Genomic DNA, 26,520 nt, shown 5'->3' on the forward strand with positions numbered 1-26,520 from the left:
TCAGCGCGCTGTCGCCGCACAGGGAAGCCGCAGAACGCCAGGGGCCCGCTCTTCGAAGATCTCGACCAACCAGTCGAAGACGGTCCTTCCACGCCCTTCGCGCGCCGCGGCCAGATCGGCACCGACTGCCGGACGACCCGTGGGGTGGCAGCGCGCCCAGCGGATCTCAAGCTGTCGAACGGTCTCCGGATACCCCAGATACTCGCGCGAGACCTGATGGTCCCTCCACTCGACCATGTAGTCGTCGGTGTCGGGGGCTCCGGGCCCACCGCTCAGGCAGTCCGCGAGGGCGTCGAGGTTCCGGCCGAAGTGGTGGCGGCCGGGGCCGTCGAACGCCTCCATCAGGACCTGCCAGAAGTCCTCCAGTGTCCGGATCCGGGTGCCGTCGAGCACGTATGCCGCTGTCATGATCCGCAGAATACGGCCCCCTCGACGACCCCGCCCTCATGGGTCACCTGGGCCCCGGAGACGGTGACGGGACGTCCTCGCGGACCCGCGCGTTCATGACGGCCCTGTGGTCCGGAACCGGGTCAGGACCCGCTCGGCCTCGTCCATCATCTCCTGGACGATGTTCCCGGCGGGCCGTACGTCGTGGACGAGGCCGACGCCCTGCCCCATCAGCCAGGGCATCTCCTCCCAGTCCGCCTCCGTACCCGGCACCGGCGGCAGCACGTTGAACTTGCGCAGCACGGTCCGTTCGCCCTGGAAGACCGTGGTGCCGACCTGCTCCAGCGTGTCACGGTCGGCCGGCACCTGGTCCAGCCGGTCGTGCCACTGGGCCACCACACGGTCGCGCTGCACCCGCATCGGGTTGAAGTCCGGCCATTCGGGGCCGAAGACCGCCGTACGGATCGTGTCCTCCCCCTGGGAAGCGATCAGCCGCCGGTGGTGCTCGGGATGCACCTGGGCCTCCTGCGAGGCGACGAGCCGGGTGCCCACCCACACGCCGTCCGCCCCCAGGCACAGCGCCGCCGCCACCTGGCGTCCGTCGGTGATCCCGCCCGCGGCCAGGACCAGCGCCCGCTGCCCCACGGCGTCCACGACGGCGGGCACACCGACCATGGTGGGCAGACCGCCGTAGTTGTGCCCGCCGGCCTCCCAGCCCTGCGCGACGACGACTTCCACCCCGTCCGCCACGGCGCGCCCGGCCGCGTCGGCGGAGCCGACCTGCTCCCACACCGACACCCCGGCCGCGCGGAGCTGTTCGATCTGCTCGGCCGGCGGGTGCCCCCAGTGGTAGGAGACGATCGGCACCCGTTCCCCGGCGCAGACCCGGACGTGCTCGGCGTTGTCGAAGTACGTGATCAGGTTGACGTGGAACGGTGCCTGCCCCGCGCCCGCCCGGATCTCGCGGATGACCTGCCGGAGGCGGTCGGCGGGCATGAGGGCGGCCCCCACCGCGCCGATGCCGCCCGCGTTGCAGACGGCCACCGCCAGATCCGAGGTCCCGCCCGCGAAGGCCATGCCCGCGCAGGCGAAGGGGTAGGGAGCGGCGAACTTCTCGGTCAGCCTGGTGGACAGCACCCCCATGACGGTTCCCTCCCGAAGCTCGGGCCGGCTAACGACACCACACCCAGCGGGCAGCATCCGGGCACCGCGCCATGTTCACCGCACCGGTGTCCGTCCCGCAGGTTCCCACCGGGGCAGCAGGAAGCCAGGGTCTTAACTCCCCCGGGCCGGGCCTGAGTTCACGATCCGTAGCCGGGCTGCCGGGTACGGGAAGCCGGCGTACCCCACCCCGTAGCGGTCAGTGCCGCGGGTGCGGCGCCCGGTCGCGGTAGGCGGCGACCGCCGTCCGGACGAACGAGCGGATCAGTGGATCGGTGTCGCCCTCCTTCCAGGCCACCACCATGCGGCTCGGCGGCATGTCGGTCAGCGGCACCACGGCGAGCCCCTGTACCGGCTCGTGGTCCAGGAGAGTCATGCCGACCGTGCCGTTCCACAGCACGGCCTGCCGGCATTCCTGGACCGTGCGCACCACCGGGCCTTCGCGGGATCGGCCGCCGTTCCAGTACGACTGCCATCGGGGGTCGGTGCCCTGCGGGAACCGGAACCATTGGCGGTCGGCCAGGTCGGCCAGGTTCAGACACGCGCGGCGGGCCAGCGGATCGTCGGCGCGCAGCAGGGCTCCCACCGGGTCGGTACGCAGTTCCCGCACGGTCAGGCCGGTCTCGTCGAACGGCCCGCGGGTCAGGGCGACGTCGACGAGTGCGGCGTGCAGTCCGCAGGTGGGGTCGGTCAGGTCCGTGTCACGGATGCGCGCCTGGACGTACGGATGCCGCCGGTGGAAGGCACGGGCCAGCCGGGACGCGGCCGGGTCGCCGCTGTCACCCAGGATGCCGACGGTGAGGGTGGCGGTGCCGGCCGCCGCGGCCACGCGCACGCGGGCCCGGTCGGCCTGGTCGAGCAGGGCGCGCGCCTCGTCGAGCAGCACCGCTCCGACCGGGGTGAGCCTGACGCCGGCGGGTGACCGGTCCAGCAGCGGGGCGCCGGCCTCGGTCTCCAACTGTCTGATCGCGCGGCTCAGGGGCGGCTGGGTCATGTGCAGCCGGGCGGCGGCCCGGCCGAAGTGGAGTTCCTCGGCGACCGCCACGAAATAGCGCAGCGTACGTAACTCCATGGTGCGACGATACCCGTACGGTATCGGCGTCACCGAACGGGTCTTGGACGGTCGCGGTGCCCTGGCTGTGGGATCGAGGCATGACTGATGAATCCACGGCCGGCGTGCCGGTCGCCGACCCCACCACGACCGCCAGTCCCGCCATGTCCGCCGGCCCCGCCATGTCCGCCGGCCCCGCCGTATCGGTGGTCGGCCCGGGCGACGGAGAGACGATCGTCCTGGGCACCACCCGTATGCGCGTCCTGGAAGACGGCAGCAACACCGGTCACCGTCTCGCGCTCACCGAGTCCGTCCTCGCGCCACACACGCCCGGACCGCCACAGCACCGGCACGCCCGGCACGACGAGGGCTTCCACATCATCTCCGGCACGGTGCGGTTCACGGTCGGCGACAGGGAACACGACGCGACCGCGGGCACGTTCGTACTGGTCCCGCCCGGGGTCCCGCACACGTTCGCCAACGTCACCGGCCAACCGGCCGTCATGCTCAGCGTTTTCACACCGGATCTGTACGTGCAGTACTTCCGGGACCTGCGGGACCTGATGGCCGACGGCCGGCCGCCGACCCCCCAGGAACATGTCCGGACGATGAGCCGTTACGCCACCGAGCCCGCCACCGACTTCACCTGACGGCCGGGAGGGCACCGTCCCGGCGGGCTTGGCGGCGACGGTCGAGGAGGCCGGCCGTACGGCGGAGTTCTTCGGCATCCGGGGCGCGACGGGTGCGTCCCGGAGGCACACTCACACGTCGCGGCGCCGCACGACGAGGACGGCGAGGGCGATCGCGGTCAGCGGCCAGAGTGCGTACACGATCCAGGAGCCGGGGACCGTGGCGCTGTGAGCCAGGGATCCGGGATCCGGTTCCCAGGTCTGGACCAGACGCTTCCAGGCGGCCGGCACCATCGCGTGGTTGATGTCCGCCGACCAGCGGTCGCGCTCGGAGAACATGGGCGGCAGGATCAGCAGGGCGAAGGCGCCGGTGAGCACGGTCGCGGCGCCGTGCCGGAGCAGGACGCCGAGGCCCAGGCCGATCAGTGCGCAGACCGGGGCCAGCAGCGCGGAGACCACCAGCGCCCGGAGCGCCCCGGGGTGGGTGATCGGGACACCGGCGTGCCGCCCGTTCAAGATGGCCTGGGAGATCAGGAAGCAACCGGTGGAGATGACCGCGCCGGCCGCGGTCCACAGCGCGGCAGTGACGGCCGCCTTGGCCAGCACGACCGAACCGCGGGCGGGGACGGCCACGGTGGTGGTACGGATCAGGCCGCTGCTGTACTCGCTCACGACCGTCAGGGCGCCGATGACGCAGGCGATGAGCATCAGCGTGTAGTAGCCGGTCGGCGGATAGGCGTCGTAGGGCCGGAATTCGGCGGGGCCGAAGCCCGCGGCGTTGTCCGCGAGCGTGGCCACGGCGGCGGACCCGATGACGGACAGGGCGGTGAGGATGATCGTCCACGGAGTGGACCGCAGCGACCGCGTCTTGATCCACTCGGCGGCGAGCAGGTCGCGGAAGCGGACGGGCGGCTCGGCGACGCGCGTGGCCGAAGAGGTCGGCGGGACAGGAAGGACCGTCGGACGGACGGAGGCGCGTGTGGTCATCGGGGCTGTCCTGTCTGATATTCGACGCTGTCGGCGGTGAGTTCCATGAAGGCTCTCTCCAGCGAAGCGGTACGGGTGGTCAGCTCCTCCAGCCGGATACGGTGCTCCAAGGCGAGCGCTCCGATCCGGTCCGCCGGGAGCCCGGTCACGGCCAGCTTCCCGGCGCCGGCCGGGCCCGTGCACTCGACCGAGGCGCCCGCCGCGGTCAGCACGGCTGCCAGCTCGGCGGCCCGCGGTGTCCCGACCACGACGCTGCGAGGAGTGCCGCGGGCCGCGAAGTCCTCCACCGACTCGGCGGCGATGAGACGGCCCCGGCCGATGACGACCAGTTGGTCGGCGGTGTTCTCCATCTCCGACATCAGGTGGCTGGAGAGGAAGACCGTACGTCCCTCGGCTGCCAGGCGCCGGAACAGGCGGCGTACCCAGAGCACGCCCTCGGGGTCCATGCCGTTGATCGGCTCGTCGAACATCAGCACGGGCGGGTTGCCGAGCAAGGCGGTGGCGATGCCGAGGCGCTGCTTCATGCCGAGGGAGAAGCCGCCGATGCGGCGGCCCGCCACCTCGGTCAGCCCCACCTCCCCCAGTACTTCCGCCACCCGGCGCCGCGGGATGCCGTTGCTGCGGGCCAGGGCGGACAGATGGGCGGCGGCGCTGCGGCCCCCATGGACCTGGCCGGCGTCGAGGCAGGCGCCGACGTGCCGCAAGCCGCGCGGGTGGCGGTGGAAGGGGACGCCACCGACGGTGGCGGCGCCGGTGGTGGGCGCGTCCAGACCGAGGATCATCCGCAAGGTGGTGGACTTGCCGGCTCCGTTGGGGCCGAGGAATCCGGTGACCCGGCCCGGCCGGACGGTGAAGGACAGACGGTCGACGGCCGTCTTGTCGCCGTAGCGCTTGGTGAGTTCGCTGACTTCGATCACGGCATCCACACTGCCGGGACGGCCTCGGTCCGGCATGGGGCCGTGGGCGGCAATCGCGCGGTCGGGTTGGCCCGGGGGCGTACGTCCTCGGGCTGACGCCGCACGGGAGCGGTCCGGTTAGTCTCACGGCGTGAACCCCCATGACGATCACTTCGCTGCCCGCGCCCGAGGCGCGCGGCGGCCTTCTCCCAGGGGCGCGCCGCCGATGACGAGAACGCCGATGACGGGACCGAAGGCCGTGGCCTGGGCGGGCGGTGTCTGCTACCTCCTGATGACGGGTCTGCTGGCGGGGGCCACGACACGGGCCTCGGGTACGGTCCACGGTGTCGGGTCGCTGTTGGCCGTGAGCCTCCTCGTCGGCGTGGTACGGCGGATGCCGCTGACGGCCCTGGCCATGGCGCTCCTCGGCTCCACCGCCGTGGTGGTGGGCACGCCGAGCCCCGCCCACGCGCCCTGGGCGGTTTCCTACCAGGGCCAGTTCCTGTCGTACCTGGCGGTGGATCTCGTCCTGGGCTACGTCATCTCCACCTGCACGCGGCGGGCTTCGGCCGTCGCCGTGGCCGTGTCCTTCACCGTGCAGCTCCTGGTGATCGGCGCCTTTACGCACGGGAGCGACCTGACCGTCACCGGCCTGATCGCCTTCCTGGCGATGGCCGTATGCTGCGCGGCCGGTCTGCTCGGCCGCGAGCGGCGCGAGCACGCGGTGGCGCTGCGCTCGCAGGAGGTGGCCGAGGCCGTGACCGCCGAACGACTGCGGATCGCACGGGAACTGCACGACGCGGTCGCGCACAGCATCGGCATCATCGCCATCCAGGCAGGCGTGGGGAGCCGGGTCATCCGCACGCAGCCGGCGCAGGCCGGCGAGGCCCTGCGCGCCATCGAGTCCACCAGCAGGGAGACGCTGGCGGGCCTCAGGCGCACGCTGGTCTCGCTCCGTCAGGCCGACCGGGGCACCACCGGCCCGAAGCGGTCACCGCTCACGCCCTCGCCGGGGCTGGCGGACGTCGAACGGCTGGCGGCGACGACCGCGGACGCGGGGGTACGCGTCGAGGTGTGCCGCAGCGGGGAGCAGCGTGCTGTGCCGGCCGACATCGACCTGTCCGCCTACCGCATCGTGCAGGAGGCGCTGACCAACGTGGTGCGCCATGCGGGCACCGGGCACTGCCGGGTGACCATCGGCTACAGGGAGGCGGAGCTGTCCGTGGAGGTCGTCGACGACGGGCGCGGCGCCACCGGGAACGGCGCGGCCCACGGCTTCGGCCTCGTCGGCATGCGGGAGCGCGTCGGCCTGCTGCACGGCCACCTCAGCGCCGGGCCGCGCCCCGAAGGCGGTTTCCGGGTGGCGGCACGGCTGCCGCTGCCCGCGCCCGTCACGATGGGGGTGGAGGCCCGGTGACCGTCCGTATCGTGCTCGCCGACGACCAGCCGCTGGTGCGGTCCGGTCTGCGCGTGCTCATGGCCGACCACCCCGACCTGGAGGTCGTCGGTGAGGCCGCCACCGGCGCCGAGGCGGTCCAACTGGTCGCGGAGGTCAGCCCCGATGTCGTGGTGATGGACATCCGGATGCCCGGCATGGACGGGATCGAGGCCACCCGCCTGATCACGAACGGTCCGGCGACGACCCGGGTCATGGTCCTGACCACCTTCGACGAGGACGAGTACGTCTACGGCGCGCTGCGGGCCGGTGCGAGCGGCTTCGTGGTCAAGGACATGGCGCTGGAGGACATCCTCGCGGCGGTCCGCGTGGTCGCCGCCGGTGACGCGCTGATCGCGCCGGGCGTGACGCGCCGTCTGATCGCGGACTTCGTCGGGCGCCCTGAAGCCGCTCCCGTGCGCTCCCCACGGCCGGTCCGGGGCATCACCGAGCGGGAGCGGGAAGTGCTGACCCTGGTCGGACGCGGCCGGTCGAACACCGAGATCGCGGAGGACCTCTTCATCACGGTGGCCACCGCCAAGTCGCACGTGTCCCGGCTGCTCACCAAACTGGGCGCCCGGGACCGGGTGCAGCTCGTCATCACCGCGTACGAGGCGGGGCTGGTCGCGCCTGGGCAGAGCTGAACAAGCCGATCGAGGCGCTGCCTCCAACGGGTCGGCTCGGGTATCAAAAGGCCCATGGCAGCGGGGAACACCCACGGCGAACACAGGCCCCGCGAGCCCCGGTTCCTACCGGCGACCGGGCGCAAGAGCGGCATTCCGGTCATGGTCGTGGTGGCGAACAGCGGTGCCGCCGGGGCCGGTCAGCGTTTCAGCGCTCGTTCTCCTGCCGGTCCCCGCCCGGCGCCGGACACCACGCCGGACGTGGCCGGGCGGCCGTCGGGCCCCAGCGGTGCTGCGTTCACGCGGGGCCGGAAGATCTGGATCAGGACAGCGCGGGCCCGAAGAACCGGTCCGTTTTCCGGTCTTGTGCCGCAAGGAGGCGCAACGTGCCCGCGGCGGCCGGGTCCGGCCGCTTCGTACGGATCCGGCCGCTTCGATGATCTTTGGGGGTGGCCAGACCCTTTCGACGGGAAGGACGGGTTCTGCCGGAGCCGCCCCGAAGAGGGGACCACGTCCTACGCTCCCTGGTCATGCGCAGAACAACGAGCAGATTCAGCAGGGCCGGCCTTGCCGCCCTCCTCGCCCTGGTCGTCTCCGTCCTCGGCCTGGGCGGCGCCTCCCCGGCCTCGGCCGAGACCCCGGCACTCGCCTTCGCCGTGGACAAGGCACAGGCCACTCCCGGCTCCGCCGTCACCCTGACCATGGCCTTCACCAACACCGGCACCGCCGATGTCAGGTTCGTGTGGCAGTCGTTCCAGCCCACGTGGGAGACCTCTTCGACGAGCGGGCTGAAGTACACCTGGACCACATGCACCGCCGACCCGGGAGTGACGTGCACGCCCGGCAAGGGCGCCTCGTACTCCGTACCGATCGCCCCCGGTGCCAGCCGTAAGGTCACGATGACCTACGACATCGCCGCCGACTCCTCCTGCGGCTACCCCGACGTCTCCTTCTACTCCTACATCTACTACAAGTTCGCCGGTGGCCTGCCCGCCAAGGAGGGCACCTTCTTCACTCCCGCCACCCGCGTGATCTGTCCGACCACTCCCCCGGCCGGCGCACGCGTCTGACGCGGGCCGTACGGGTCGTGGTCCGGGCCCGTACCACCGGCGCGGATCCCCCGGACGCGGCCCGTCCCCGCCAGTCCTGCGCTCCTGCGGTCCAGGGCCGTCCGTGGCCCCGCCTTGGACCGGGGGAGCCCAGCGACCGCCGTGTCGCAGCGGCCCGGCCGAAGATCTCTTACGGAATCCGGCCGCACCTCCCTTACGCTGTAAAAATGCAGATCCCCACTCCGGAAGCGATACGTGCCCTGCACGAGCGGCATGCGCCGACCGCCGCCGCCTTCAACCTCGTCCACACGCACTGCGAGATCGTCTGGAAGATCGCCGAACAGCTCCTGGACGGCATGGCCGAGGACATCGACCGGGATCTGGTCCGGGCCGGCTGCCTGCTGCACGACATCGGCGTGTACCGGCTCATCGACGGCGAGGGACGGCTCGACGGTAAGAACTACATCCGGCACGGCGTTCTCGGTCACGAGATCCTGGCGGCCGAGGGCATGCCCGAGGAGATCTGCCGTTTCTGTTCCTGTCATACGGGCGTGGGGCTGACCCGGCAGGACATCGTCTCCCAGGGGCTTTTGCTGCCGGCCGGCGACTACGTGGCCGTCAGCAGGGAGGAGCAGTTGGTCATGTACGCGGACAAGTTCCACAGCAAGTCCACCCCGCCGGTGTTCCTCTCGGGCGACACCTACGCCGCGCGTGTCCGGCGTTTCGGCGAGGACAAGGCGGAGGCGTTCACCGCTTTGCGCAAGACCTTCGGGGAGCCGGACCTGGAGGCTCTGGCGGTCTCCTACGGCCATGCCCTGACGTAGCGGGCCAGGCCGCAGACGCCCGAAATGGGGTCGAGGGGGTACGGGACATGAGATGTCCCGTACCCCCTCGACGCGCTACCGGGGCCGGCGTCAGCCGATCTGGCTCTTGATCCAGTCGCGGTACGCGACGACACCGGTGAATACCTCGCCGCCGACTCCGCACTTGTCGCCCAGGCTGCGGCTGTCGAGACCGACGAGCTGCCAGCGGCCCTTCACCTTCTGGATCGCCGGAGTGCCGGAATCGCCGCCGCAGGCGCCGCCGGGGCCGTCGTTGTCGTCCGCGCAGATGTCTCCGTCCACGGCGCCGAACGTGTCACTCTGGCACTTGGTCGCCGTGGGCTTGAGCGCCTTGAGGCTGATCTCCTGGAGCTTCTTGGGGAGCTTCGTCGGGTCGTGGAGACGCTCGGTGGTGTAGCCCCAGCCCATGGTCTTGAACGTGCTGCCTTCGGCGGGCAGTGCGGTCGCCATGGGAGCCGGCTGGTTGGGGACCTTCTCGGTGAGCTGCACCAGGGCGAGGTCGTACCCCTTGTTGCTGTCCCAGCCGGAGAACTTCCACTTCGGGTTGACCTTGAACTGCTTGGCCTGGGCGACGACTCCGCCCTGGGTGCGGTCGTTGGATCCGATCCGCGCATGGACCTTGGCCGGGTCCATGAGTTCGTACGGCTTCCCGTCCTTGCCCGGGTCGGTCACGCAGTGTGCCGCGGTGACGATCCAGTCGGGGGCGATGAGGGTGCCGCCGCACAGGTGGCTGTTGGGGTCGCCCTTGTTCTCCCACTGGAGGGAGACGATGAAGGGGTAGTTCTCCTTGGACTCGACGCCGCCGACGATCCCGGGCTGGTTCTCGCCGGGCGGCGGGGAGGACTGACCGGCGTAGGCGGCCGATCCGGCCGCCGCGACTCCGAACGCCACAGCCGCTATCGCGCCGGCGCGCATCTTCATTCTCAGCGTGCTAATTTTCCCGCTCCGATCTGGTCATAATCGAACGCACTCGGTCGAGAATTGACCCCCGACGGGCAGGAACCTAGCTCCCCCGCCGGAGCGGGATCAAGCTTCAAATTCTGTAGTTAAGCCAGGAGTTGAATGCGCAGCAAGCAACGGGCACGCGGGCCGCAAAAAGCCCGCTCGTCGGTATGTTTCCGTCCCGCGAGCGGGCTTCTGTTCATGCGCGGTCTTCGGCTCAGGCGGGCAGCGCATTCAAGCCCTGCGCGGCGTGGGCGACCGCCGCGGCGGCCAGGGCCCGGATGACCGGGTGGGGAAGAGTCCCGTCACCCGCCAGCTCGGGCTGGAACAAGGTGGCGAGGAAGAACGGGTGGTCCGGCAGTTCGGCCATGCGCACCTCGCCCGCCTCGTCGACGCCACCGAAGCGCATACCGTGCGCACGCAGCACATCCAGATGGGCCGAATTGGGGCCGTACGAACAGTGGTACCGCTCGACGGTCCGCTCGGCCCCCACAACGCGCTCCGCCAGCGACCCCGGCTCCACCTTGACCACGCCCTCGTGCCCGGCCAGGGAGCACGCCAGCGGGACGATCAGCAGCTCGTCGCCCTCCGGCTGGTTCTCGGCGTGGCCGATGCCGCCGAGCCCGCACACCTCGCGCGCGAACTCCAGCAGCGCGTGCTGGAACCCGGCACAGGTGCCCAGAAACGGAATGCCCCGCTCACGCGCCGTACGGACCGCCGCGAGCGCCCCGGCCTCACTGCGGTACGGGCTGCCGGGCATCAGCCAAATGGCATCGAATCCGGCGAGGGCGTCGGTGGATTCCGCGTCCTGGGTCGGTATCCAGTAGGCGTCCAGGACCAGTTGGTCGCGCCGGGCCAGCGCGTCGAGAAGGCCGGGAATGCGGGCATGGGCCCGCACGCCGGGCGAGCGGTCGCCCACCAGCGCGAGCCGGGCCGTCGAAGTGTGCACGGAATTCGTGGCTTTGGTCATGTGGTCATCCTGGCCCGGCAGCCGACTTCAGCGCCAACGATGATTCATGACCCGTCCATCAGCAATACTGATGGATCATGGATCCGCACCTTCTCCGTACGTTCGTGACCGTCGCCCGTCTCGGTTCCTTCTCCGATGCGGCGCGGGAGCTGGGGTACACCCAGTCGGCGGTGTCCCAGCACATCGCCGCGCTGGAGAGCGACCTGGGAACGGCCCTGCTGCGTCGGCGCCCGGTCGCGCCGACGACCGCCGGCGCCCGGCTGCTGGAGCACGCCGGGCCGCTGCTGCTGCGTCTGGACGCCGCCCGCGCGGACATCGCCCGTCTGACGGCGGCGCCCGCCACCCGCCTCGTCATAGGCGTGTCACCGTTGGCCATGACGTCGCAGTTCGCCGCGACGCTCGCGGCCACGCTCCGGTCACAGCCCCTGTGGGAGGTGACGGTGCGCGTCCTGGGCCGGGCGGCTGTCCCCCGGCATGTCGCGACCGGAGCCGTGGACCTCGGCCTCGTCGACGGCATCGCCGCGCCCAACGACCCGCTCCACCTCCCCGACACCGGCCCCCTCACGGCGCTGGCCGTCACCGGGCAGCCGCCCGCCGTCGCGCTGCCCGTCGGCCACCCCCTGGCCGGCCGGACCGGTCTGTGCCTGACCGACCTCGCCGACGCCCGGTGGCTCGACGCTCCCGAGGCCGCCGTCCCGCTCGGCCAGTTGCGGGCCGCGAGCGGCAGTGACGGCTATCGCCCGTCCTTGCGCTACGAGGGGTCCGACGTACGGGGGCTCCTCGCCCTGGTCGCCGCGGGGCAGGGGCTCGCGCTCCTTCCCCGGGCGGTGGTCGACGGCACACCCGGCGTCGTCCCGGTGCCCCTCGCCGCGCCGCGGCTGGTGCACCGCGTCGAAGCGCTGCACGGCGGTACGGCGGACGACCCCGCCGCGCTCCTGGCAGCGGCCCTCACGGCAGCCACCGGGTAACCGGGTGACAGGTGGCCGGGGGCGGCCACCGGATGACCGTGGCCATCCCAGGCGCGCCCCGGCGTGATCAGTCCTTCACGGCTTTCCGTACGGCCTCCAGGTCGACGAACTTGAAGTCGGTCGAGGGGCGTCGGCCCTCCTTTGGCGTGTCGTGCCCGTCCTGCACGACGAGCAGCCCCTTCGGGTACTTGGCGCCCATCGGGGCCGCCAGCGCGGCGGCCCCGTCGCACTCCTGCGAGCCGTCCAGGACCGGGGAGGCCGCGGTGACGCGGAAGCCGCCCTCGTACTCGTTGTCCTCCAAGATCTCGCGGTCGTACGCGGCGAAGGTGTCGTCCCCCTGGCTGGACGCCAGGAGATAGCCGTCGCCGTCGGGCTCGGTGACCAGGGTGAGGCCCTCGACGTCGGCCGCCAGGCGCTTGCCGCCGTAGCCCGGATCGGCGCCCGCCACGCACCGGTCGGTGGCGTCGTCGTAGGTCGCCGGGACACCGTACCCACGGACCTTGTCGATCAGCTTCGGCGTGCCGGTCAGGTCGGCACGCAGCCGCCAGATGCCCACGTCCTCCTGCCCGGCGTACAGCGTGCCGTTGGCCGGGTCGACCACCATGCCCTCGACCTGCGGGAGTTCGCCCGGCTTGGCGCAGGGCGACCAGGACCTGCCGTCGGGGAGGCGGAAGGCGGCGGGGAGGTCGAGGGTACGGACCTTGCGGTAGCCGACCGTACCGCCGGGGCGGGGGTGAGTTCCAGGAGGGCGAGACTGGTCCGCTCGCGGCGGCTGACCAGGGCGTACGCGCGGCCGGTGGCCTTGTCGGTCCAGGTGGCCAGCCCGTATGCGGTGTGCTGCCGGTCGATCTCCTCCTGGGAGGCGGAGAAGACGGGCGGGGCGGCCGGGTCCGTGATGTCGGTGAGCGGGCCGCCGGCCCGGTCGCGGTCGATGCGGTGGATACGCAGCCGGTCGTTGCCCCGGTCGCTGCTCACCGCGAGGTCGGCGCGGCCCGGGGAGAGCCGCAGTCCGTGGACGAGGTCGACGTTGTTCAAGCGGCCGGGAGCGTGGCCGGGGCCCGGCGCGGCGGGCGCGGGCAGCGACTGCACCTCGCGGGCGTCGAGGTCGTAGACCCGCAGGCCGCCCCGTTTGGCGGTGGCGATCACCAGGCTGCGGCCCGGGTCGGCGGAGTTGCGCCAGATCGCCGGGTCGTCGGCGTCCGCGTGGCCGCCGGCCTCGTCGTCGTGCAGGGCCGCGGTCTCGGCGCGCGGCGTGACGGCGGGCAGCGCGGTCGCGGGCCGTACGGTGGCGGGTTGCACGGCGGTGGGTCGTACGGCGGTTGGTTCTGCGGCGGCGGGTCGTACGGCGGTTGGTTCTGCGGTGGCGGGCGGTACCGCGGGGGCGGCGGACGCGGCCGGGAGGGGCACGGTCACGACGGCGAGTGCCGCGAGTGCCGTGGCGAGCGTGCGCGTCGCCATCCGGGCGCTGCGGGACATGACCACGAAGAGACTCCTTGGTTCGAGGGGACCGGGGCCGGGGTCGGGGTCGGGGTCGGGGTCGGGGTCGGGAAGAAGCGTGCCGAGTGTGTGAGGTGCGCATGAAGACTTACGGACCGGTGACGCGGCCGGTCCGCGTCCAAGAGGTGAACGAGCGGTGGTTGCGGACTCATCGGCGCCGGCCGCCCTCAGGAGCTGACGTACTGGTCGGCGTACTCGGCCGTCGGCTCGATGGGCGTGATGACGTCGATGAGGATCCCGTTCGGATCGGTGACGATGAAGTGCCGCTGCCCGAACTCCTCGCTGCGCAGCTCCAGTTGAGGCGTCAGTCCCTCATGGACGACCAGTCGGCGCCATTCGGCGTCCACGTCCTGGACCTCGAAGTTCAGCAGCAGCCCCTGGGCGGGGACGCGATGCCGTTCGGGCAGCGTGGGATGGGTGTGGTCGATCAGTGCGAGTTCGTACGAGGGATTTCCCGGCCGGCGCAGACTGACGTACCAATCCGCCACGAAGGTGGTCTCGAAGCCCAGCAGCCGGGTGTAGAAGTCGCGGGACTCCTCCAGCCGCGCGGTGCCGATCACGGGATAGAAGCCGGTCAGTTCCATGGGAATCACCTTTCGCGTACCATCGGTATGCGAAGAGGCTAGTTCACATACCAGCGGTATGCCAATAGGTGGGCGAGGCGAGACGGTGCGGCAGGGCATCAGGGCACAGCAACGCGAGAAGACCAGGCAGGCGTTGCTGCTGGAGGGACGGCGTCTGTTCGCCGAGCACGGCTACGGCGCGGTCGGCCTGTCCCAGATCGTCGGTGCGGCCGGGGTCACCAAGGGGGCGCTCTACCACCACTTCGACTCCAAGGCCGCCGTGTTCCGCGCGGTCCTGGAATCGGTGCAGCGCGAGGTGGGCGAGCGGGTGGCGGCAGCCGCGGACGCCCATGGCGACCCGTGGCTGCAACTGACGGCAGGCTGCCGGGAGTTCCTCGCCGCGACCACGGCACCGGACGTTCAGCGGATCATGCTGGTAGACGGCCCGGCGGTGCTGGGGTGGAGTGAGTGGCGGTCGATGGACGAGACCCACTCGGCCCGCCACCTCAGCGACGTTCTGACCGTCCTGGTCGCATCAGGGGTGATCGCTCCACAACCGGTGGCTCCATTGGCACACCTGCTGTCGGGAGCCATGAACGAGGCGGCCCTGTGGCTGGCCTCCTCCTCGTCCCCGGACGACCTGACGCACACCCAGGCCGCGCTGGAGCGCCTGCTCGATGCGTTGCGCACCGCCTGAAGGCAGCTTCACGTGCTCACCACACGCGTGGACGAGGAAGGCGATCAGATGGTCAGGGAGTCGATCAGATGGTCGACGACGTCAGGGAGGCCGGCGCGGCGCCGGCAGGCGGCACGCTGGCGTTCGGCGCCGCCGCCTTTGGCGCGCAGCCGCGACCACCCGGCGCGTACCAGCCCCAGATCGCCGTGGTGCCCCAGCGCCGGCTGAATCCACCTCACGAGCTGTTCGACCCGCACCTCCGCGGGGACCAGGCGGCTGGTGAGTACATCGACCCCCTTCCCGCTCAAACCGTCGCGGGCGGCACGCCAGCAGGCCGCGCGCAGCGTCTCCGGCTGCGGACGCGGCGCCGGTTCCCCCGCGTCGATCGCCTCCAGTGCGGTCGCGGCCATGGCTTTGACGACCGCGGCCAGCAGGAGCGTCTCGTCGGTGGTGGTGGCCGCGTCGGCCGCCCGGACCTCCAGGGTCGGCACATGGCTGGAGGGCCTGATGTCCCAGTACAGGCCGCCGCGGTCCATGACGGCGCCGGTCTCCATGACGCAGCCGACGAGGTCCTCGAAGTGCGCGGGAGATTCGAAGTACGGCGGAGGGCCGGCGATCGGCCAGCGCGCCGCGGTCATGGTGCGCCAGCTCGCGTAGCCGGTGTCCCTCCCGGACCAGTAGGGCGAGTTGGCCGACAGGGCGATCAGGACCGGGATCCAGGGGCGCAGGTGGTTGCTGACCTTCAGGGCCCGGGCCAGGTCCGGGATGCCGATGTGGATGTGGCAGGCGCAGGCGGTCTGCTCGTCGTCCAGGGCCCGGAACGTCGCGACGCTCCGGGCGTACCGGGCCCCCTGCGAGATGGGGGGCGGCAGCGACTGTCCCAGGACGGGCGATCCGCTGGAGACGACACGCAGACCCTGGCGGCCGGCGGCGCCTGCGATGACGGCACGCATGGAGCGGATCTGCTCACCGAGGCCCCCCATGCCGGTGTGCGGTTCGGTCCGCCCCTCGACCTGGTAGCAGGTCAGTTCCGTACCGACCCGCTCCCCCAGCCCGAGGGAGGACGCCTGTGTCACCACCTTCTGTCCCCGCGGGCTCACTTCCCGGGTCATCGGATCGACCAGCAGGTACTCCTCCTCCACTCCCACGGTCAGCGGTTCCCGGACCGCGGCGGCGGCACGGCGCCGACCGCGACCGCAGGGGAGGGAGGTTTCCGCGTCCGTGGTGCCGTCGGCTTCACCGTCCACGGTGAGCAGTCTGTCACGGGCGGCAATCACCGGGTACGGCGAGAGGCGGCCTTGTGGGTGGAAACGGACACAGCACCCGGTCCAGCTCTTTTTCCGGCCCTTCCCGGCCCCTTTCTCGGTTCCTGCCCGGTCCCTTCTCAGTCCTTCGCGCCGCCCGCGTCGGGCAGGAGGGGGAAGAGCCGCGCGATGAGGGCCACCGGCCGGGCCGCGGAAGGCCGTACGGACGGCTGCCGTTCGCGGGCCCGGTAGGGGGCGAGCGTCCGGCGTACCGCCTCGGCGACCGCGCTCATCTCCTCGGGCGTCAGGTAGGCCACCGCGCTGAAGGCTTCGTCCTGACGCCACGCCTCTGGGGCCCGGTCCCGCCGGTCGAGCCACTGCCGGTAGCTCTCGTCCTCCAGCCCGCGGGCCAGTTGCCCGAACTCCCCGGCACCGGGCTCGGCGGACGTCTGACCGGAGGACCCGGCGGGGGGGTCGGCGGCCGGAGGCGGCGCCGTCTGCCGCAGGCGCCACGGCCGCGCCCGGCCGCCGGCGTGCGGGGCCTCTTCGATGTGTCCGTACCGCGCGAGCTGCCGCAGGTGGAACGAGCACAGGCCGGAGCTGTGGCCGAGCCGCCCGGCGGCCTCGGTGGCCGTGAGTGTGCCGGTCTCCGCGAGAAGGTCCAGCAAGGCCCTGCGCACCTGGTGCTCGGGGAGACGGTCACCGGTGTGCCGGGGAACGCCGGCTTTCGCGGGTACGGGTGCCACGCCGGCATCTTCTTCAGTCACTTTGCAAAGTCTGCTACTTTGCAAAGCGCTTGGCAAGCGGCTTACGGATCGACCGCACCCGGTCGACGAGTTGTGCCCCTCGTCCGGTATGCCCTCATATCCGAGAAAGGATGATGTCCGCGGTGTCCGCACGTCACGATCGCCCCGACCTTGCCGACCGCCGGGTCCGGGTGCAGGGCCAACCCGTCGACTCCTACCCGCTGTTGCCCCCGGAGGCCGAACGTGGCTCGGTCCGCCGGATCACGGAGGTGGGCGAGGAGGTCCTGCACCGCCCGTGCCGGGAGGTGACCGAGTTCGGCACCCCGGCACTGTCCGCTCTCATCGACGACATGTTCGTCACCATGCATGTCGCCGACGGCGCCGGGCTGGCCGCCAATCAGGTCGGCATCGACCTGCGGCTCTTCGTGTACGACTGCCCGGACGACGACGGCATCCGCCACGTCGGGCACATCGTCAATCCGGTGCTCGACGCACTCGACCCGGCCGGCCGCCGGCTCATCGACGAAGGGGAAGGCTGTCTGTCGGTGCCGGGTGCCGTCATGGCCGTCCCCCGGACCGATCGTGCCGTGGTGCGCGGTTTCGACAAGGACGGCAACCCGCTCGTCATCGAAGGCACGGGGTACTTCGCCCGGTGTCTTCAGCACGAGACCGATCACCTCTTGGGACACGTCTATCTCGACCGGCTCGCCAAGCGGGACCGGAAAGACGCACTGCGGCAGATGGCCGACCGCCGCGAGCAGGTCTTCGCCCGGCGGGCCGGCAAGGCCGCCGTGCTGGGCCGTTAGCACCATCACCGACACCGGGTGCCGGTGATGGTGCCGGTGATGATGTGGCGGGTGTCGGTGTTGACGTGGCGGGTGCCGGTGCCGGTGTGCGCGAGGGAATCGGCACGGCGCGGTCGTGACCGCGTGCGCGCACGGTCTTCGAGCCCGCCCCGGCTACTACGACGGCCCCGGCGAGGGCTCCGACCCGGCCGCGGCTCCTGACCCGGCCGCGGCGTGCCCCGGGCGGCCGAGACGCGCCTGCGAAGTGCCGGGGCAGAGCGGCGAGTTGCCCGGGTACGACGGCGCCGGGGCGCCGCCCTCAGGCCGTGCGGTGAGGGCGGCGGTCACCGGGGAGCGTGGTGCGGTCCGCTTCGTCCTGGACGAGCAGGGAGAGCAGCGATGCCACGGTCAGGCCGGCTTCGGCCGGGTGACGCAGGATCTTGCTGGGATCGATCTGGTAGGTGTTGGTGCGCCCCTCCCGGGTGTGGGAGAGATAACCGTCGCGCTCCAGATCGGAAATGATCTTCTGGACGGCACGCTCGGTCAACCGGCAGTGCGCGGCGATGTCGCGGATACGGGCGTGGTGGTTGTCGGCGATGGCTGCCAGCACCCGAGCATGGTTGGTCAGAAACGTCCATCCGGTATGCGGCTCGGGCACTCCGTTATTCGGTTCGGACACTCCGTTCATGCTCCAACTCTACCGACCAAGTATTCACGCACCAGAAAACACGTACGGCGTTTCATGTATTTGCTAGCGTATAGGGAGTGGTAGGCAGCCTGCGGGCCGAGGCAGGCGATCCGTGACGGGAGAGGAAGGCCATGCCGGAGCACACGCGTCGGGCGACATCCCTCACCGGGGAAGACGCCGGACACCACAGGAACGGCAGGACACCGGCCGCGGCCTCGCCCGCCTCTCCCCTGCCGGCGGTCGAGATCCTGGCGGACGGCGACCGGGTGAGCGTGGCGCTGCGGGGAGAACTCGACCTGGACGTGGCCCGCCGGATGGAACCCGAGCTGCACGAGATCCTCGGCCGCTCGCCCCGCGGACTCGACCTCCACCTGGACGCGGTGGGTTTTTGCGACTGCGCCGGTCTCAATCTGCTGCTGCGTCTGCGTCTGCGGGCTCTCGACCAGGACAAGACCGTGGCCATCCGCTCCAGCAGCCGCGCCGTCGAGCGGCTGCTGGACCTGGCCGGAGCCCGGGCGCTGTTCGTCCCGCCGAAGCCGACCGGCCATGACGTGACGGGTTCCGCCGCCCTCCACGGCAAGGGCTCGCAGCAGGACACCTGTCAGGCGCTGTCCGCGGAAGTCGCCCAGTTGCGCCGCGCCATGCAGACCCGGCCGACCATCGACCTGGCGCGCGGCATCTTGATGGCCACCTTCAGCCTGAGCCCCGACGCCGCCTGGGAGACACTGGTGACCGCTTCACAGAACACCAACACCAAGCTGTACCGCCTGGCTCAGGGCCTGGTGAACTGCGTTCAGGGGACCGCGCTGCCCCAGACGGTGCAGCAGCAGTTGGCGGCGGCGGTCGCCAAGGCGAAGGCGGCTCCGACGAGTCTGTCGTAGAGCCCGGCCCCAGCCACCGGCGGCGCCGGCGTCACCCGCCGATGACGGCGTCGGGCCGGGACGGCAGTGCGATCGAGGCGAGGAAGCCGTCGAGCATGGCGACCTGTACGTCCTCGGGGAACCGGCCGGGGTCGAAGAGCGCCTGGACGACGAGCCCGTGGGTGAACGCGACGGCGGTGGCGGCCAGTTGCTCCGGGTCGGCGGTCGCGGGCAGCTCGCCGAGATCACGGGCGGCTTCGAGGTGCGGCCGGATCGCCGTACGCATCCGCGCATAGCGGTCGGCCTGGTCCGTACCGAGAGCGTCGTCGGCCAGGGCCAGATCCCAGGAGCTGACCCAGATGCGGTTACGGGCGACGTCGTCCGGGGTCAGCGGCAGGACGTCCAGCAGTACGGCCCTGAGCGCGGCGAGCCCTTCGATGGGGCGTGCCCGCCGGGGGCGTTCCGCGGTGCGTTTCTCCAGCAGGTCCAGGGCGTGCGCGACCAGGGCCCGTTTGGTCGGGAAGTAGTGCATGAGCATGCCGGTCGAGACGCCCATGGCGGTGGCGACGGCACGCAGCGTCAGTCCGCCGAACCCCTTGTCGGCGAGTACGCGCCACACCGCCTGGGACACGTCCTCGCGGCGGGCTTCACGATCTCCAAGTGCGGGAGGCATGCTGCTACCTTACATACCGAACGCTCGTTACGTACCTATGCTCGTTACGCACTCACGCTTGTTACGGCCCGCGCTCGTGACGTACCTGCCGTACCTGACCCTGGAAGGTGTCCGTGTTCACACTCCCGCTCGGCGACCATGCGCAGCTCCGCCCCCTGGAGCCCTGGCGCGCGGAGGAGTTCTTCGCCCACATCGAACGTGCCCGGCCCCACGTGGACCCGTGGATACCCTGGGCGACGCTCAGCCCCGACCTCGCCTCCGCCACGGCCGTCCTCAAGCGGTACGCCGCGAACCAGGCCGAGGACGCCGGGCGGATCTACGGGATCTGGCTGGACGGAAAGCTGGTCGGCGGCGTCATGTTCACGAAGTTCGACGCCGCTTCCGGGGTGTGCGAGATCGGCTGCTGGCTGGAGGCGGACGGGGCCGGCCGCGGGCTGGTGACCCGGGCGTGCCGGGCCCTGATCGACTGGGCTTTCGAAGAACGCGGGATGGCCCGGGTCGAATGGTGGGTGGCGTCGGGGAACGTCCGCAGCATCGAGGCCGCGCGCCGGCTCGGCATGACCCGCGACGGGGTGCTGCGGCAGCGCTATCCGTACCGGGGTGTGCGGCAGGACAGCGAGGTCTGGTCGGTCCTCGCCGAGGAGTGGAACGTGCCGGCCGGCGGCGACAAGGCCGAGCTCGACGAGCTGATGCGCACCTTCCTCGGCGCGTTCACCAACACCGACGGCAGCCGGCCGGACGTGGACGCCGTCCGTGAGGTGTTCATTCCGCAGGGCACGATCATCAGCAACGTCGGGGGCGAGCCGGTGATCTACGACCTCGACGGGTTCATCGAACCCCGGCAGAAAATGCTCACCGACGGGACGCTGACGGAGTTCTCCGAATGGGAGGTCGCCGAGCGGACCGAGATCTTCGGGTCGATCGCGCACCGGTTCAGCGAGTACCGCAAGTCCGGGTACCGGGACGGCGAGTGGTTCGAGGGCACCGGTCACAAGACCACCCAGTTCCTGCGGACGCCTGCCGGCTGGCGGATGAGCTCGATGGCCTGGGACGACGAGTAGAGGAGTACGGGTTCTCCTCACCGGGGCGCCCGCCGGGGTGTGAGAAAGGGACAGCCCGGTGCCGGGCGATGGCCGCCCAAGAGTTCATGACATCCTGTGACGTCGCAACTCGCCGGACCGGATCGGCGGGATTACAGGGAAGATCAATGAAACTCTGCTTCCTGGTGGAGGAGCACTACCGTCACGACGGCATGCCGATCGAGGTGATCCAGCAGCTCACCTCCTGGGGACACCACGTGGACGTGCTGCGGCCGGGCGGTTCTCTGCTGCGCATGTCGGAGATGGTGCAGGCGGGCGCCCATGACGCGTGGGTCCTCAAAACGGTCTCCGGCGGCCCGGGGCTCACCCTGCTCGAAGCGGCGGCCTCGGCCGGGGTGAGGACGGTCAACGACGCCCGGTCGATTCGAGGTGTACGGGACAAGGCGCTGGCCGCGGCGATCGGCCGCAGCCGCGGGCTCCCCCTGCCGCCGACCTACGCGGCGGCGCGGCCCGAGCTGCTGGCGGAGATACCGGCGTCGGAGTACCCGCTGGTGGTCAAGCCCGCCGACGGCAGTTCGGGGCGGGCCGTACACCTGGTGTCCTCGCCGGACCGGCTCGCCGCGATGGCCCCGGAACTGGCGGCCGAGGGCATGCTCATCGCCCAGCCGTACGTGCCCAACTCGGGCACCGACGTCAAGGTGTACTGCGTGGGCGGCGAGCTGTACGCCACCGAGCGCCGCTCACCGCTCCACCCGGAGCGCCCGGTGCCCGAACGCCGGGTGCCGCTGTCGGCCGAGGTGGCCGCGATCGTCACCGAGGTCGGGGCGGTCTACGGCCTCGACCTGTACGGCGTGGACGTACTGCTGGGGCCCGACGGCCCCGTGGTCGTCGACGTGAACGACTTCCCCAGCTTCCGTCAGGTCCCGGACGCGGCGGCGCGGGTGGCGCGGGCCGTGCTCGAACTGGCCCGTACGGGACAGGGGGCCGGTGCCTGCGCGCTCTCCACGGCCCGTTCCGCGGCCCGTCCCGCGGAACGGCACGATCCGGTCGGCGAATCCGCGCTGACGCTCCGCCCGCACCCCGCGCCGGCGCCGGAGCCGCAACCGGTTCCGGCTCCGGCGCCCGTGCAGGTCCGCGCGGTGGCAGGGGACAGCGTATGAGGATCGGCCTGATCACACCCGAGCCCGGCCACCCGCTGCTGGCCGCCGCCACCGCCCTGCTCGCCCCCGGGCACCAGGTGGAAGCGCTGAACCCGGAAACGGTGGAGAGCGCCCCTGAGCCGCTCGCCGACGTCTATCTGCTGAAGTCACGCACGCCCCGCGCCCTCGCTCTCGCCCGCAGCCTGGAGCACCGCGGGGTTCCGGTGGTGAATCCGGCCGCGGCGACCGCGCTGTGCCAGGACCGTACGGCGATGGCGGAGCGCGCCCGGCGGGCCGGGCTCCCGTTCGCGGGCACCCGGACCTTCGCCACGCTCGCTCAACTGGCCGCCGGCCCGCGGCTTCCTGGCCCGGTGGTGGTCAAAAGCCGCCACAGCCGCAAAAACGACCTGGTGGCCCTTGTCCGTCATGCCACACAATTGCGGGAGCTGGCCGACGCGTACCCGCAGGAACCGGTCGTGGTGCAGGATTTTGCACCGAACAGCGGCTGGGACCGCAAACTGTGGGCGATCGGCGACCGGCTCTTCGCCGCCTTGCGCCGCTCCGAGCTCTCCCCCGAAGGCCGGGGCCCCACCGTGCCGCTCCCCCTCGACAGCCTGCCGCCCGGCTGGCCTTCTTTGGTGCGCCGGGTCGGCGAGACCTTCCAACTGGACGTCTACGGTGTCGACATCATCGACACGGGCGACGGCGTTCCGCTCATCGTGGACATCAACGCCTTCCCGGGCATCCGGGACCAGTCCGGCGCCCCGGAAGCCCTGGCGGCGCTGGCCGTCAGCAGAGCCGGCCAATTGCGCGAGGGCGCGGCGGTCAAGGGCAGGGCAGCCAAGGGCGCGGCGGCCGGGGCCGTACGGCATGCCGTCCTCGGTCATTTCTGACCGAGGACGGCCGGATGCGATGGGAAAGGTGCTCAGCAGTTACGGATGTACCAGACGGGTGACCAGTCCTGGTTGTGCAGGATTCCGCCGTCGGGCCTGCTGGTCACCAGGACGTTGCTGTTCCGGTCGTAGAGGTAGGAGGTGACGTTGCCCGTCTGCTGGTTGTAGTAGGCGCCCTGGCCGCTCCAGTAGGACAGCGCGTACTTCCGGCAGGTGTAGAGGAAGAAGATCTTCCAGTCGGACGTCGTGGGATCCCAGACGGCGGTGCAGAAGTTCCCGTCACCGCAACTGAAGGAACCGCCCGCCGGCACGTGCTGGGTGCGGACGGCCGGTGAGATGGACGGGGAGGTCGCGGCCGGGGCCGAGGCCGGCTGAGCACCTTGGGGCGCCGACGGTACGGTCACGATCCGGCCGCCCGCGCCCTGGGCCGCCGGAGTGCTCGCCTGGGCCGCTCCGGTGGCGAAGACCGCCACCAGCAGGCAGGCGAGAGCACAGATGGTGCCGATGATGGAGCGCTTGACGCGCATGGTGGGAAACCCCCTGTCAGGACGACAACACGCGAGGCCCGCGTGTCGCAGTGCCTGCCGGACAGCGCCGCTCCGCGAAGGCCGCCCCCGCGTACGGTGAGCGCCTCCGCAGGGGCCGGTGCCCACCCGGGAACCGGCCCGGTGCCAGAAGCCCTTGTCGCTCCACGCACCCTTGTCAGCCGCTGTCCGGCCTTGAGGACACGGGCCCGGCGGGCCCGTGTGCGTTCACGAACCGGGCCCCGGGCCTTGCCGGCTCGGTCGGTCCCGCCGTACGCGTCGTGGCGGCGCTCCGGCACTCCACGGCGCTTCCCCCGTGACCCCCGTTCGCACCCCCCAGACTGTCGCCGTCACCCGTGTCGCCGCCATGCGCTTTAGACACCGCTTAACTGGCGAGCGATGCGCCGGTGCCCTGCTGAGCTTCCTGTCGGCCGGGGCCCGGTCAGGGGGTGGTGGCGGTGCCGCTGTCGGGGTGGAGGGTGAAGACCTGGTCCAGACCGACGATGCGCAGGACGCGCAGGGTGTTGGCGGGTACGGCGGCCAGGGCGAGGCCGGCCCGGGCGGCCGTGGCGTGGTTGCGGGCGGCCAGCAGCGCGGTGATGCCGCTGGAGTCGCAGAACTCCATTCCCGCCAGGTCCAGGACCAGGCGCTGGCCCGGCTTGAGGTCGAGGCCGGTCACCAGGTCGCGCAGTTCATCGGCCCGGGCGTGGTCGAGGTCGCCGACGATCTCCAGTACGGGGCCGGTCGCGGTGTCTCGGGTGGTGATTTTCAGTGAGGTCATGTCCGGGATGTCGGTGCGGGATGGGAGGGGTCAGGGGAACGGGTGAGAGAGGTGACCGGAGGGCGCGGGGGCGGGCGGCGGGTGGGCGGGGGCGGGAACTCCGAAGGCGAGCAGGGCGGTGTCGTCGTCCAGGCCGTCCCCGAAGCTCTCCAGCAGCCCGGTGAGCGCTTCGATCACCGTGTGCGGTGGGGCGCCGGCGTGGTGGGCGACGAACGCTTGCAGGGCCTCGTCCCCGTACAGGGCACGGTCGGGACCGGTACGGGCTTCGGTGAGGCCGTCGGTGTAGAGCAGGAGGGTGTCGCCGGGGGCGAGGGTGGTGGTGGCGGTGGCGAAGTACGGGTCGGGGAGGATGCCGACGAGCAGTCCGCCCGGGGTGGGCAGGTAGTCGCAGCCGCCGTCGGCACGCAGGATCAGCGCCGGGGGTGGCCGCCGGAGGCGAGCCGTACGGTGACCCGGCCGTGTCCGCGGTCGTGTCCATGGCCGTGTCCGTGACCGCCTTGGTGTCCGTGCGCGCGTGCGCTGTCGGAGGTGGCTGTGGTGTCGGTAGTGGCTGTGGTGTCGGTAATAGCGGTGGGGTCGGGAGTGGCGGTGCGGCCGGGGTCGGGGGCGGGTTCGAGGGTTCCGAAGATCGCGGTGCAGTAGCGCGGGTCACCGCCCGTGTACCGCTCGTGCAGCACCGCGTTCAGGGTGGACAGGGCGGCGACCGGGTCGGGGTCGTGCAGCGCGGCGGCGTGCAGGGTGTAGCGGGTCAGTGAGGTCAGGGCGGCGGCCCGGGGCCCCTTGCCGCTCACGTCCCCGAGGAAGAACGCCCACCGTTTGCCGTCCAGGGCGAACAGGTCGTAGAAGTCGCCGCCGAGCCGGTCGGGTGAGGCGGTGTGGTAGTACGAGGCCGCTTCCAGCCCGGGAACGGCGGGCAGTTCGGCGGGCAGCAGGCTCTGCTGGAGGACGGCGAGCGCCTCCTGCAGCCGGAGACGATCGGCCTCGGCCCGTTTGCGGGCCGCTTCCGCCTCCTGTTTGCGGCGCAGCAGTTCCTGCTCGTAGGCGCGGCGTTCGCGGGCGTCGAAGACGGTGGTACGGATCAGCAGCGGCTCGCCCTCGCTGCCGTACTTGACGGTCGAGGAGACCAGGACCGGCATGCGGGTGCCGTCGGCGTGCCTGACCTCCAGCGCGATGCCGTTGACCTGTCCCTGCATACGCAGCAGCGGCGCGTAGTGCGTCTCGTGGTAGAGCTTGCCGCCCACGGGGAGCAGGTCGGTGAAGCACATCCGCCCCACCACCGCGTCCGAGGTCAGGCCGAGCCAGTCCAGGAGTGTGCGTTGGCCTTGACGACGGTGCCGTCCATCAGCGTGGACAGGTATCCGCACGGGGCGGAGTCGTAGAGCTCTTGGGCGCTGTCCTCCAGCAGGACGGTGAACCCGGCGTCCGCGTCGCGCTCGCCTCCTGCCCCGTACGGACCCTGCGCGCCGCAGGGGTCGTCCCGGTCGTACGGGCCGGGGTCCTCTCCCGTGCCGTACGTCACCGCAGGGCCGCCAGGAAGCCGGTGATCGCCTCGTTGGTGGCCCGGGGTGCGGACAGGTGCGGGCAGTGCCCGGTGGCGTCCAAGGTGACCAGCTCCGAGCCGGGTATCTGCGCGTGGACGAACGCGCCGACCTCGCGCGGGGCGATGACGTCCTGCGTGCACTCCAGCACCAGCGTCGGCACGCCGACCGTCTTCAGGTCCTCGCGGGAGTCGGACAGGAACGTGGTACGGGCGAAGACCCGGGCCATGTCGGGGTCGGTGGCACAGAAACTGTTCGTCAGTTCCTCAGCGAGTTCGGGCCGCTCCGGATTACCCATGATCACCGGTGCCATGGCGGCCGACCAGCCGAGGTAGTTCGATTCCAGGGACTCCAGCAGTTCGTCGATGTCCTCGGCGCTGAACCCGCCGCGGTAGCCGGCGTCGTCGATGTAGCGGGGGACGGGGCGACCATGATCAGGGAGCCGATGCGCTCCGGGGCCTGCCGGGCGGCCAGTACGCCGGCCATGGCGCTCACCGAATGCCCGACGAACGCCGCTTCGCGCAGGTCGAGGGCTTCGGCCACCTCCACCACGTCCTGGGCGTAGCCGCTCAGGGAGGCATAGCGGTCCTCCCGGAACGCCGACAGGTCGGAACGGCCGGAGCCCACGTAGTCGAACAGCACCACCCGGTAGGTGTCGGTCAGCGCAGGAACCGTCAGACGCCACATGTTCTGGTCGCAGCCGAACCCGTGGGCCAGCACCACCACCGGCCCCCGCGGGTTGCCGGCGACGGTGACGTTGTTCCTGCGCAGGATGTCCATACGGGCCATCCTCGCATTCCCCTGTGACATCGCTGCCCCGGCCCGCTCCCGTACTACGGCGCACACGCGCGCGGCCCGGCGGCTGCACCGTACTCGCACCGTCGGCCCCCTTCCTGACGGCCCGTCACTTCGCTGCGTTCCTGGCCTTCCCGG

The 26,520-nt window shown here is 71.4% G+C and carries 26 protein-coding genes and 4 pseudogenes; 12 read left to right on the plus strand and 18 right to left on the minus strand.

The window, feature by feature from the left end; all coding sequences use genetic code 11:
- The 3 genes from KGS77_RS00425 to KGS77_RS00435 all read right to left on the minus strand — a co-directional run bounded on the left by KGS77_RS00425 (position 1) and on the right by KGS77_RS00435 (position 2,620).
- Positions 1-408: a barstar family protein gene (locus tag KGS77_RS00425; protein WP_242577937.1), complete on the minus strand. Its 408-nt coding sequence runs from the start codon at positions 406-408 to the stop codon at positions 1-3.
- 93 nt (positions 409-501) lie between these two features.
- The gene (locus KGS77_RS00430; RefSeq protein ID WP_242577938.1) at positions 502-1,530 is read right to left on the minus strand and encodes a nitronate monooxygenase; all 1,029 of its coding nucleotides are present in this window, start codon (positions 1,528-1,530) and stop codon (positions 502-504) included.
- Positions 1,531-1,747: 217 nt separating this feature from the next.
- Positions 1,748-2,620: a LysR family transcriptional regulator gene (locus KGS77_RS00435; RefSeq protein ID WP_242577939.1), complete on the minus strand. Its 873-nt coding sequence runs from the start codon at positions 2,618-2,620 to the stop codon at positions 1,748-1,750.
- 143 nt (positions 2,621-2,763) lie between these two features.
- Between KGS77_RS00435 and KGS77_RS00440 the strand changes: the two genes are divergently transcribed.
- Positions 2,764-3,249 (plus strand): cupin domain-containing protein, encoded by a 486-nt coding sequence (locus KGS77_RS00440; protein ID WP_242587228.1) that lies wholly within the window; start codon positions 2,764-2,766, stop codon positions 3,247-3,249.
- 111 nt (positions 3,250-3,360) lie between these two features.
- On the opposite strand, the gene KGS77_RS00445 is transcribed toward KGS77_RS00440, so the two are convergent.
- Together KGS77_RS00445 and KGS77_RS00450 are read right to left on the minus strand one after the other, a co-directional pair.
- Positions 3,361-4,215, minus strand: a complete 855-nt coding sequence (locus tag KGS77_RS00445; RefSeq protein ID WP_242577940.1) for an ABC transporter permease — start codon at positions 4,213-4,215, stop codon at positions 3,361-3,363.
- Positions 4,212-5,132, minus strand: coding sequence for an ATP-binding cassette domain-containing protein (locus KGS77_RS00450; protein WP_242577941.1), 921 nt, complete (start codon positions 5,130-5,132; stop codon positions 4,212-4,214). The genes KGS77_RS00445 and KGS77_RS00450 overlap by 4 nt, the downstream gene beginning before the upstream one ends.
- 220 nt (positions 5,133-5,352) lie before the next feature.
- On the opposite strand from KGS77_RS00450, the gene KGS77_RS00455 reads away from it, so the two are divergent.
- The 4 genes from KGS77_RS00455 (at position 5,353) to KGS77_RS00470 (ending at position 9,042) form a co-directional block, all read left to right on the plus strand.
- Positions 5,353-6,528 (plus strand): sensor histidine kinase, encoded by a 1,176-nt coding sequence (locus KGS77_RS00455; RefSeq protein WP_242577942.1) that lies wholly within the window; start codon positions 5,353-5,355, stop codon positions 6,526-6,528.
- Positions 6,525-7,190 (plus strand): response regulator transcription factor, encoded by a 666-nt coding sequence (locus KGS77_RS00460; RefSeq protein ID WP_242577943.1) that lies wholly within the window; start codon positions 6,525-6,527, stop codon positions 7,188-7,190. The genes KGS77_RS00455 and KGS77_RS00460 overlap by 4 nt, the downstream gene beginning before the upstream one ends.
- 509 nt (positions 7,191-7,699) lie before the next feature.
- Entirely contained in the window at positions 7,700-8,239 is a 540-nt protein-coding gene (locus KGS77_RS00465; protein WP_242577944.1) for a hypothetical protein, read from the plus strand.
- 206 nt (positions 8,240-8,445) lie between these two features.
- A complete protein-coding gene (locus KGS77_RS00470) occupies positions 8,446-9,042 on the plus strand; it encodes an HD domain-containing protein (protein ID WP_242577946.1) in 597 nt (198 codons plus the stop codon).
- Between the two features lie 90 nt (positions 9,043-9,132).
- Here the strand turns inward: KGS77_RS00470 and KGS77_RS00475 are convergent, their stop codons facing one another.
- Complete coding sequence (locus KGS77_RS00475; protein ID WP_242577948.1) at positions 9,133-9,981, minus strand: serine protease; 849 nt, start codon at positions 9,979-9,981, stop codon at positions 9,133-9,135.
- 238 nt (positions 9,982-10,219) lie between these two features.
- Complete coding sequence (locus KGS77_RS00480; RefSeq protein ID WP_242577950.1) at positions 10,220-10,972, minus strand: hypothetical protein; 753 nt, start codon at positions 10,970-10,972, stop codon at positions 10,220-10,222.
- Positions 10,973-11,049: 77 nt separating this feature from the next.
- On the opposite strand from KGS77_RS00480, the gene KGS77_RS00485 reads away from it, so the two are divergent.
- Positions 11,050-11,940: a LysR family transcriptional regulator gene (locus tag KGS77_RS00485; protein ID WP_242577952.1), complete on the plus strand. Its 891-nt coding sequence runs from the start codon at positions 11,050-11,052 to the stop codon at positions 11,938-11,940.
- 67 nt (positions 11,941-12,007) lie between these two features.
- Here the strand turns inward: KGS77_RS00485 and KGS77_RS00490 are convergent.
- Together KGS77_RS00490 and KGS77_RS00495 are read right to left on the minus strand one after the other, a co-directional pair.
- Positions 12,008-13,353: pseudogene (locus KGS77_RS00490) on the minus strand (phytase).
- 251 nt (positions 13,354-13,604) lie between these two features.
- Entirely contained in the window at positions 13,605-14,021 is a 417-nt protein-coding gene (locus KGS77_RS00495) for a VOC family protein (protein WP_242577954.1), read from the minus strand.
- A 58-nt stretch (positions 14,022-14,079) separates the two neighbouring features.
- Here KGS77_RS00495 and KGS77_RS00500 point away from each other — a divergent pair, with 58 nt between their 5' ends.
- Positions 14,080-14,697, plus strand: coding sequence for a TetR/AcrR family transcriptional regulator (locus KGS77_RS00500; protein ID WP_242577962.1), 618 nt, complete (start codon positions 14,080-14,082; stop codon positions 14,695-14,697).
- Between the two features lie 44 nt (positions 14,698-14,741).
- Here the strand turns inward: KGS77_RS00500 and KGS77_RS00505 are convergent, their stop codons facing one another.
- Positions 14,742-15,923, minus strand: coding sequence for a glutamate--cysteine ligase (locus KGS77_RS00505; protein ID WP_242577963.1), 1,182 nt, complete (start codon positions 15,921-15,923; stop codon positions 14,742-14,744).
- 137 nt (positions 15,924-16,060) lie between these two features.
- Positions 16,061-16,666 (minus strand): winged helix-turn-helix domain-containing protein, encoded by a 606-nt coding sequence (locus KGS77_RS00510; protein ID WP_242587229.1) that lies wholly within the window; start codon positions 16,664-16,666, stop codon positions 16,061-16,063.
- Between the two features lie 143 nt (positions 16,667-16,809).
- On the opposite strand from KGS77_RS00510, the gene def reads away from it, so the two are divergent.
- A complete protein-coding gene (gene def, locus KGS77_RS00515; RefSeq protein ID WP_242577964.1) occupies positions 16,810-17,472 on the plus strand; it encodes a peptide deformylase in 663 nt (220 codons plus the stop codon).
- Positions 17,473-17,770: 298 nt separating this feature from the next.
- Here def and KGS77_RS00520 read toward each other — a convergent pair whose 3' ends face one another.
- Positions 17,771-18,139, minus strand: coding sequence for a helix-turn-helix domain-containing protein (locus KGS77_RS00520; protein ID WP_242577966.1), 369 nt, complete (start codon positions 18,137-18,139; stop codon positions 17,771-17,773).
- Positions 18,140-18,270: 131 nt separating this feature from the next.
- Here KGS77_RS00520 and KGS77_RS00525 point away from each other — a divergent pair, with 131 nt between their 5' ends.
- Positions 18,271-19,020, plus strand: coding sequence for an ANTAR domain-containing protein (locus tag KGS77_RS00525; protein ID WP_242577968.1), 750 nt, complete (start codon positions 18,271-18,273; stop codon positions 19,018-19,020).
- A 31-nt stretch (positions 19,021-19,051) separates the two neighbouring features.
- On the opposite strand, the gene KGS77_RS00530 is transcribed toward KGS77_RS00525, so the two are convergent.
- Positions 19,052-19,672, minus strand: coding sequence for a TetR family transcriptional regulator C-terminal domain-containing protein (locus tag KGS77_RS00530; RefSeq protein WP_242577969.1), 621 nt, complete (start codon positions 19,670-19,672; stop codon positions 19,052-19,054).
- Between the two features lie 113 nt (positions 19,673-19,785).
- On the opposite strand from KGS77_RS00530, the gene KGS77_RS00535 reads away from it, so the two are divergent.
- The 3 genes from KGS77_RS00535 (at position 19,786) to KGS77_RS00545 (ending at position 22,744) form a co-directional block, all read left to right on the plus strand.
- Entirely contained in the window at positions 19,786-20,733 is a 948-nt protein-coding gene (locus KGS77_RS00535) for a GNAT family protein (RefSeq protein WP_242577971.1), read from the plus strand.
- A 146-nt stretch (positions 20,734-20,879) separates the two neighbouring features.
- Complete coding sequence (locus KGS77_RS00540; RefSeq protein ID WP_242577973.1) at positions 20,880-21,872, plus strand: hypothetical protein; 993 nt, start codon at positions 20,880-20,882, stop codon at positions 21,870-21,872.
- On the plus strand, positions 21,869-22,744 hold the full coding sequence (locus KGS77_RS00545; RefSeq protein WP_242577974.1) for an alpha-L-glutamate ligase: 876 nt from the start codon (positions 21,869-21,871) through the stop codon (positions 22,742-22,744). Before KGS77_RS00540 ends, KGS77_RS00545 begins: the two co-directional genes overlap by 4 nt.
- A 32-nt stretch (positions 22,745-22,776) precedes the next feature.
- Here KGS77_RS00545 and KGS77_RS00550 read toward each other — a convergent pair whose 3' ends face one another.
- The 5 genes and pseudogenes from KGS77_RS00550 to KGS77_RS00570 form a co-directional block, all read right to left on the minus strand.
- On the minus strand, positions 22,777-23,271 hold the full coding sequence (locus KGS77_RS00550) for a hypothetical protein (protein ID WP_242577975.1): 495 nt from the start codon (positions 23,269-23,271) through the stop codon (positions 22,777-22,779).
- Between the two features lie 439 nt (positions 23,272-23,710).
- Positions 23,711-24,049 carry an STAS domain-containing protein gene (locus KGS77_RS00555; RefSeq protein WP_242577976.1) on the minus strand — a complete coding sequence of 113 codons (339 nt, stop codon included), beginning with the start codon at positions 24,047-24,049 and terminating at the stop codon, positions 23,711-23,713.
- Between the two features lie 30 nt (positions 24,050-24,079).
- A pseudogene (locus tag KGS77_RS00560) lies at positions 24,080-24,507 on the minus strand (PP2C family protein-serine/threonine phosphatase); the annotation flags it as partial.
- A 150-nt stretch (positions 24,508-24,657) separates the two neighbouring features.
- Positions 24,658-25,472 (minus strand): annotated as a pseudogene (locus KGS77_RS00565) (SpoIIE family protein phosphatase); the annotation flags it as partial.
- A 92-nt stretch (positions 25,473-25,564) separates the two neighbouring features.
- Positions 25,565-26,367, minus strand: a pseudogene (locus tag KGS77_RS00570) (alpha/beta hydrolase).
- Positions 26,368-26,520: the final 153 nt, after the last annotated feature.

This window comes from Streptomyces sp. MST-110588, from assembly GCF_022695595.1.
GTDB lineage: Bacteria > Actinomycetota > Actinomycetes > Streptomycetales > Streptomycetaceae > Streptomyces.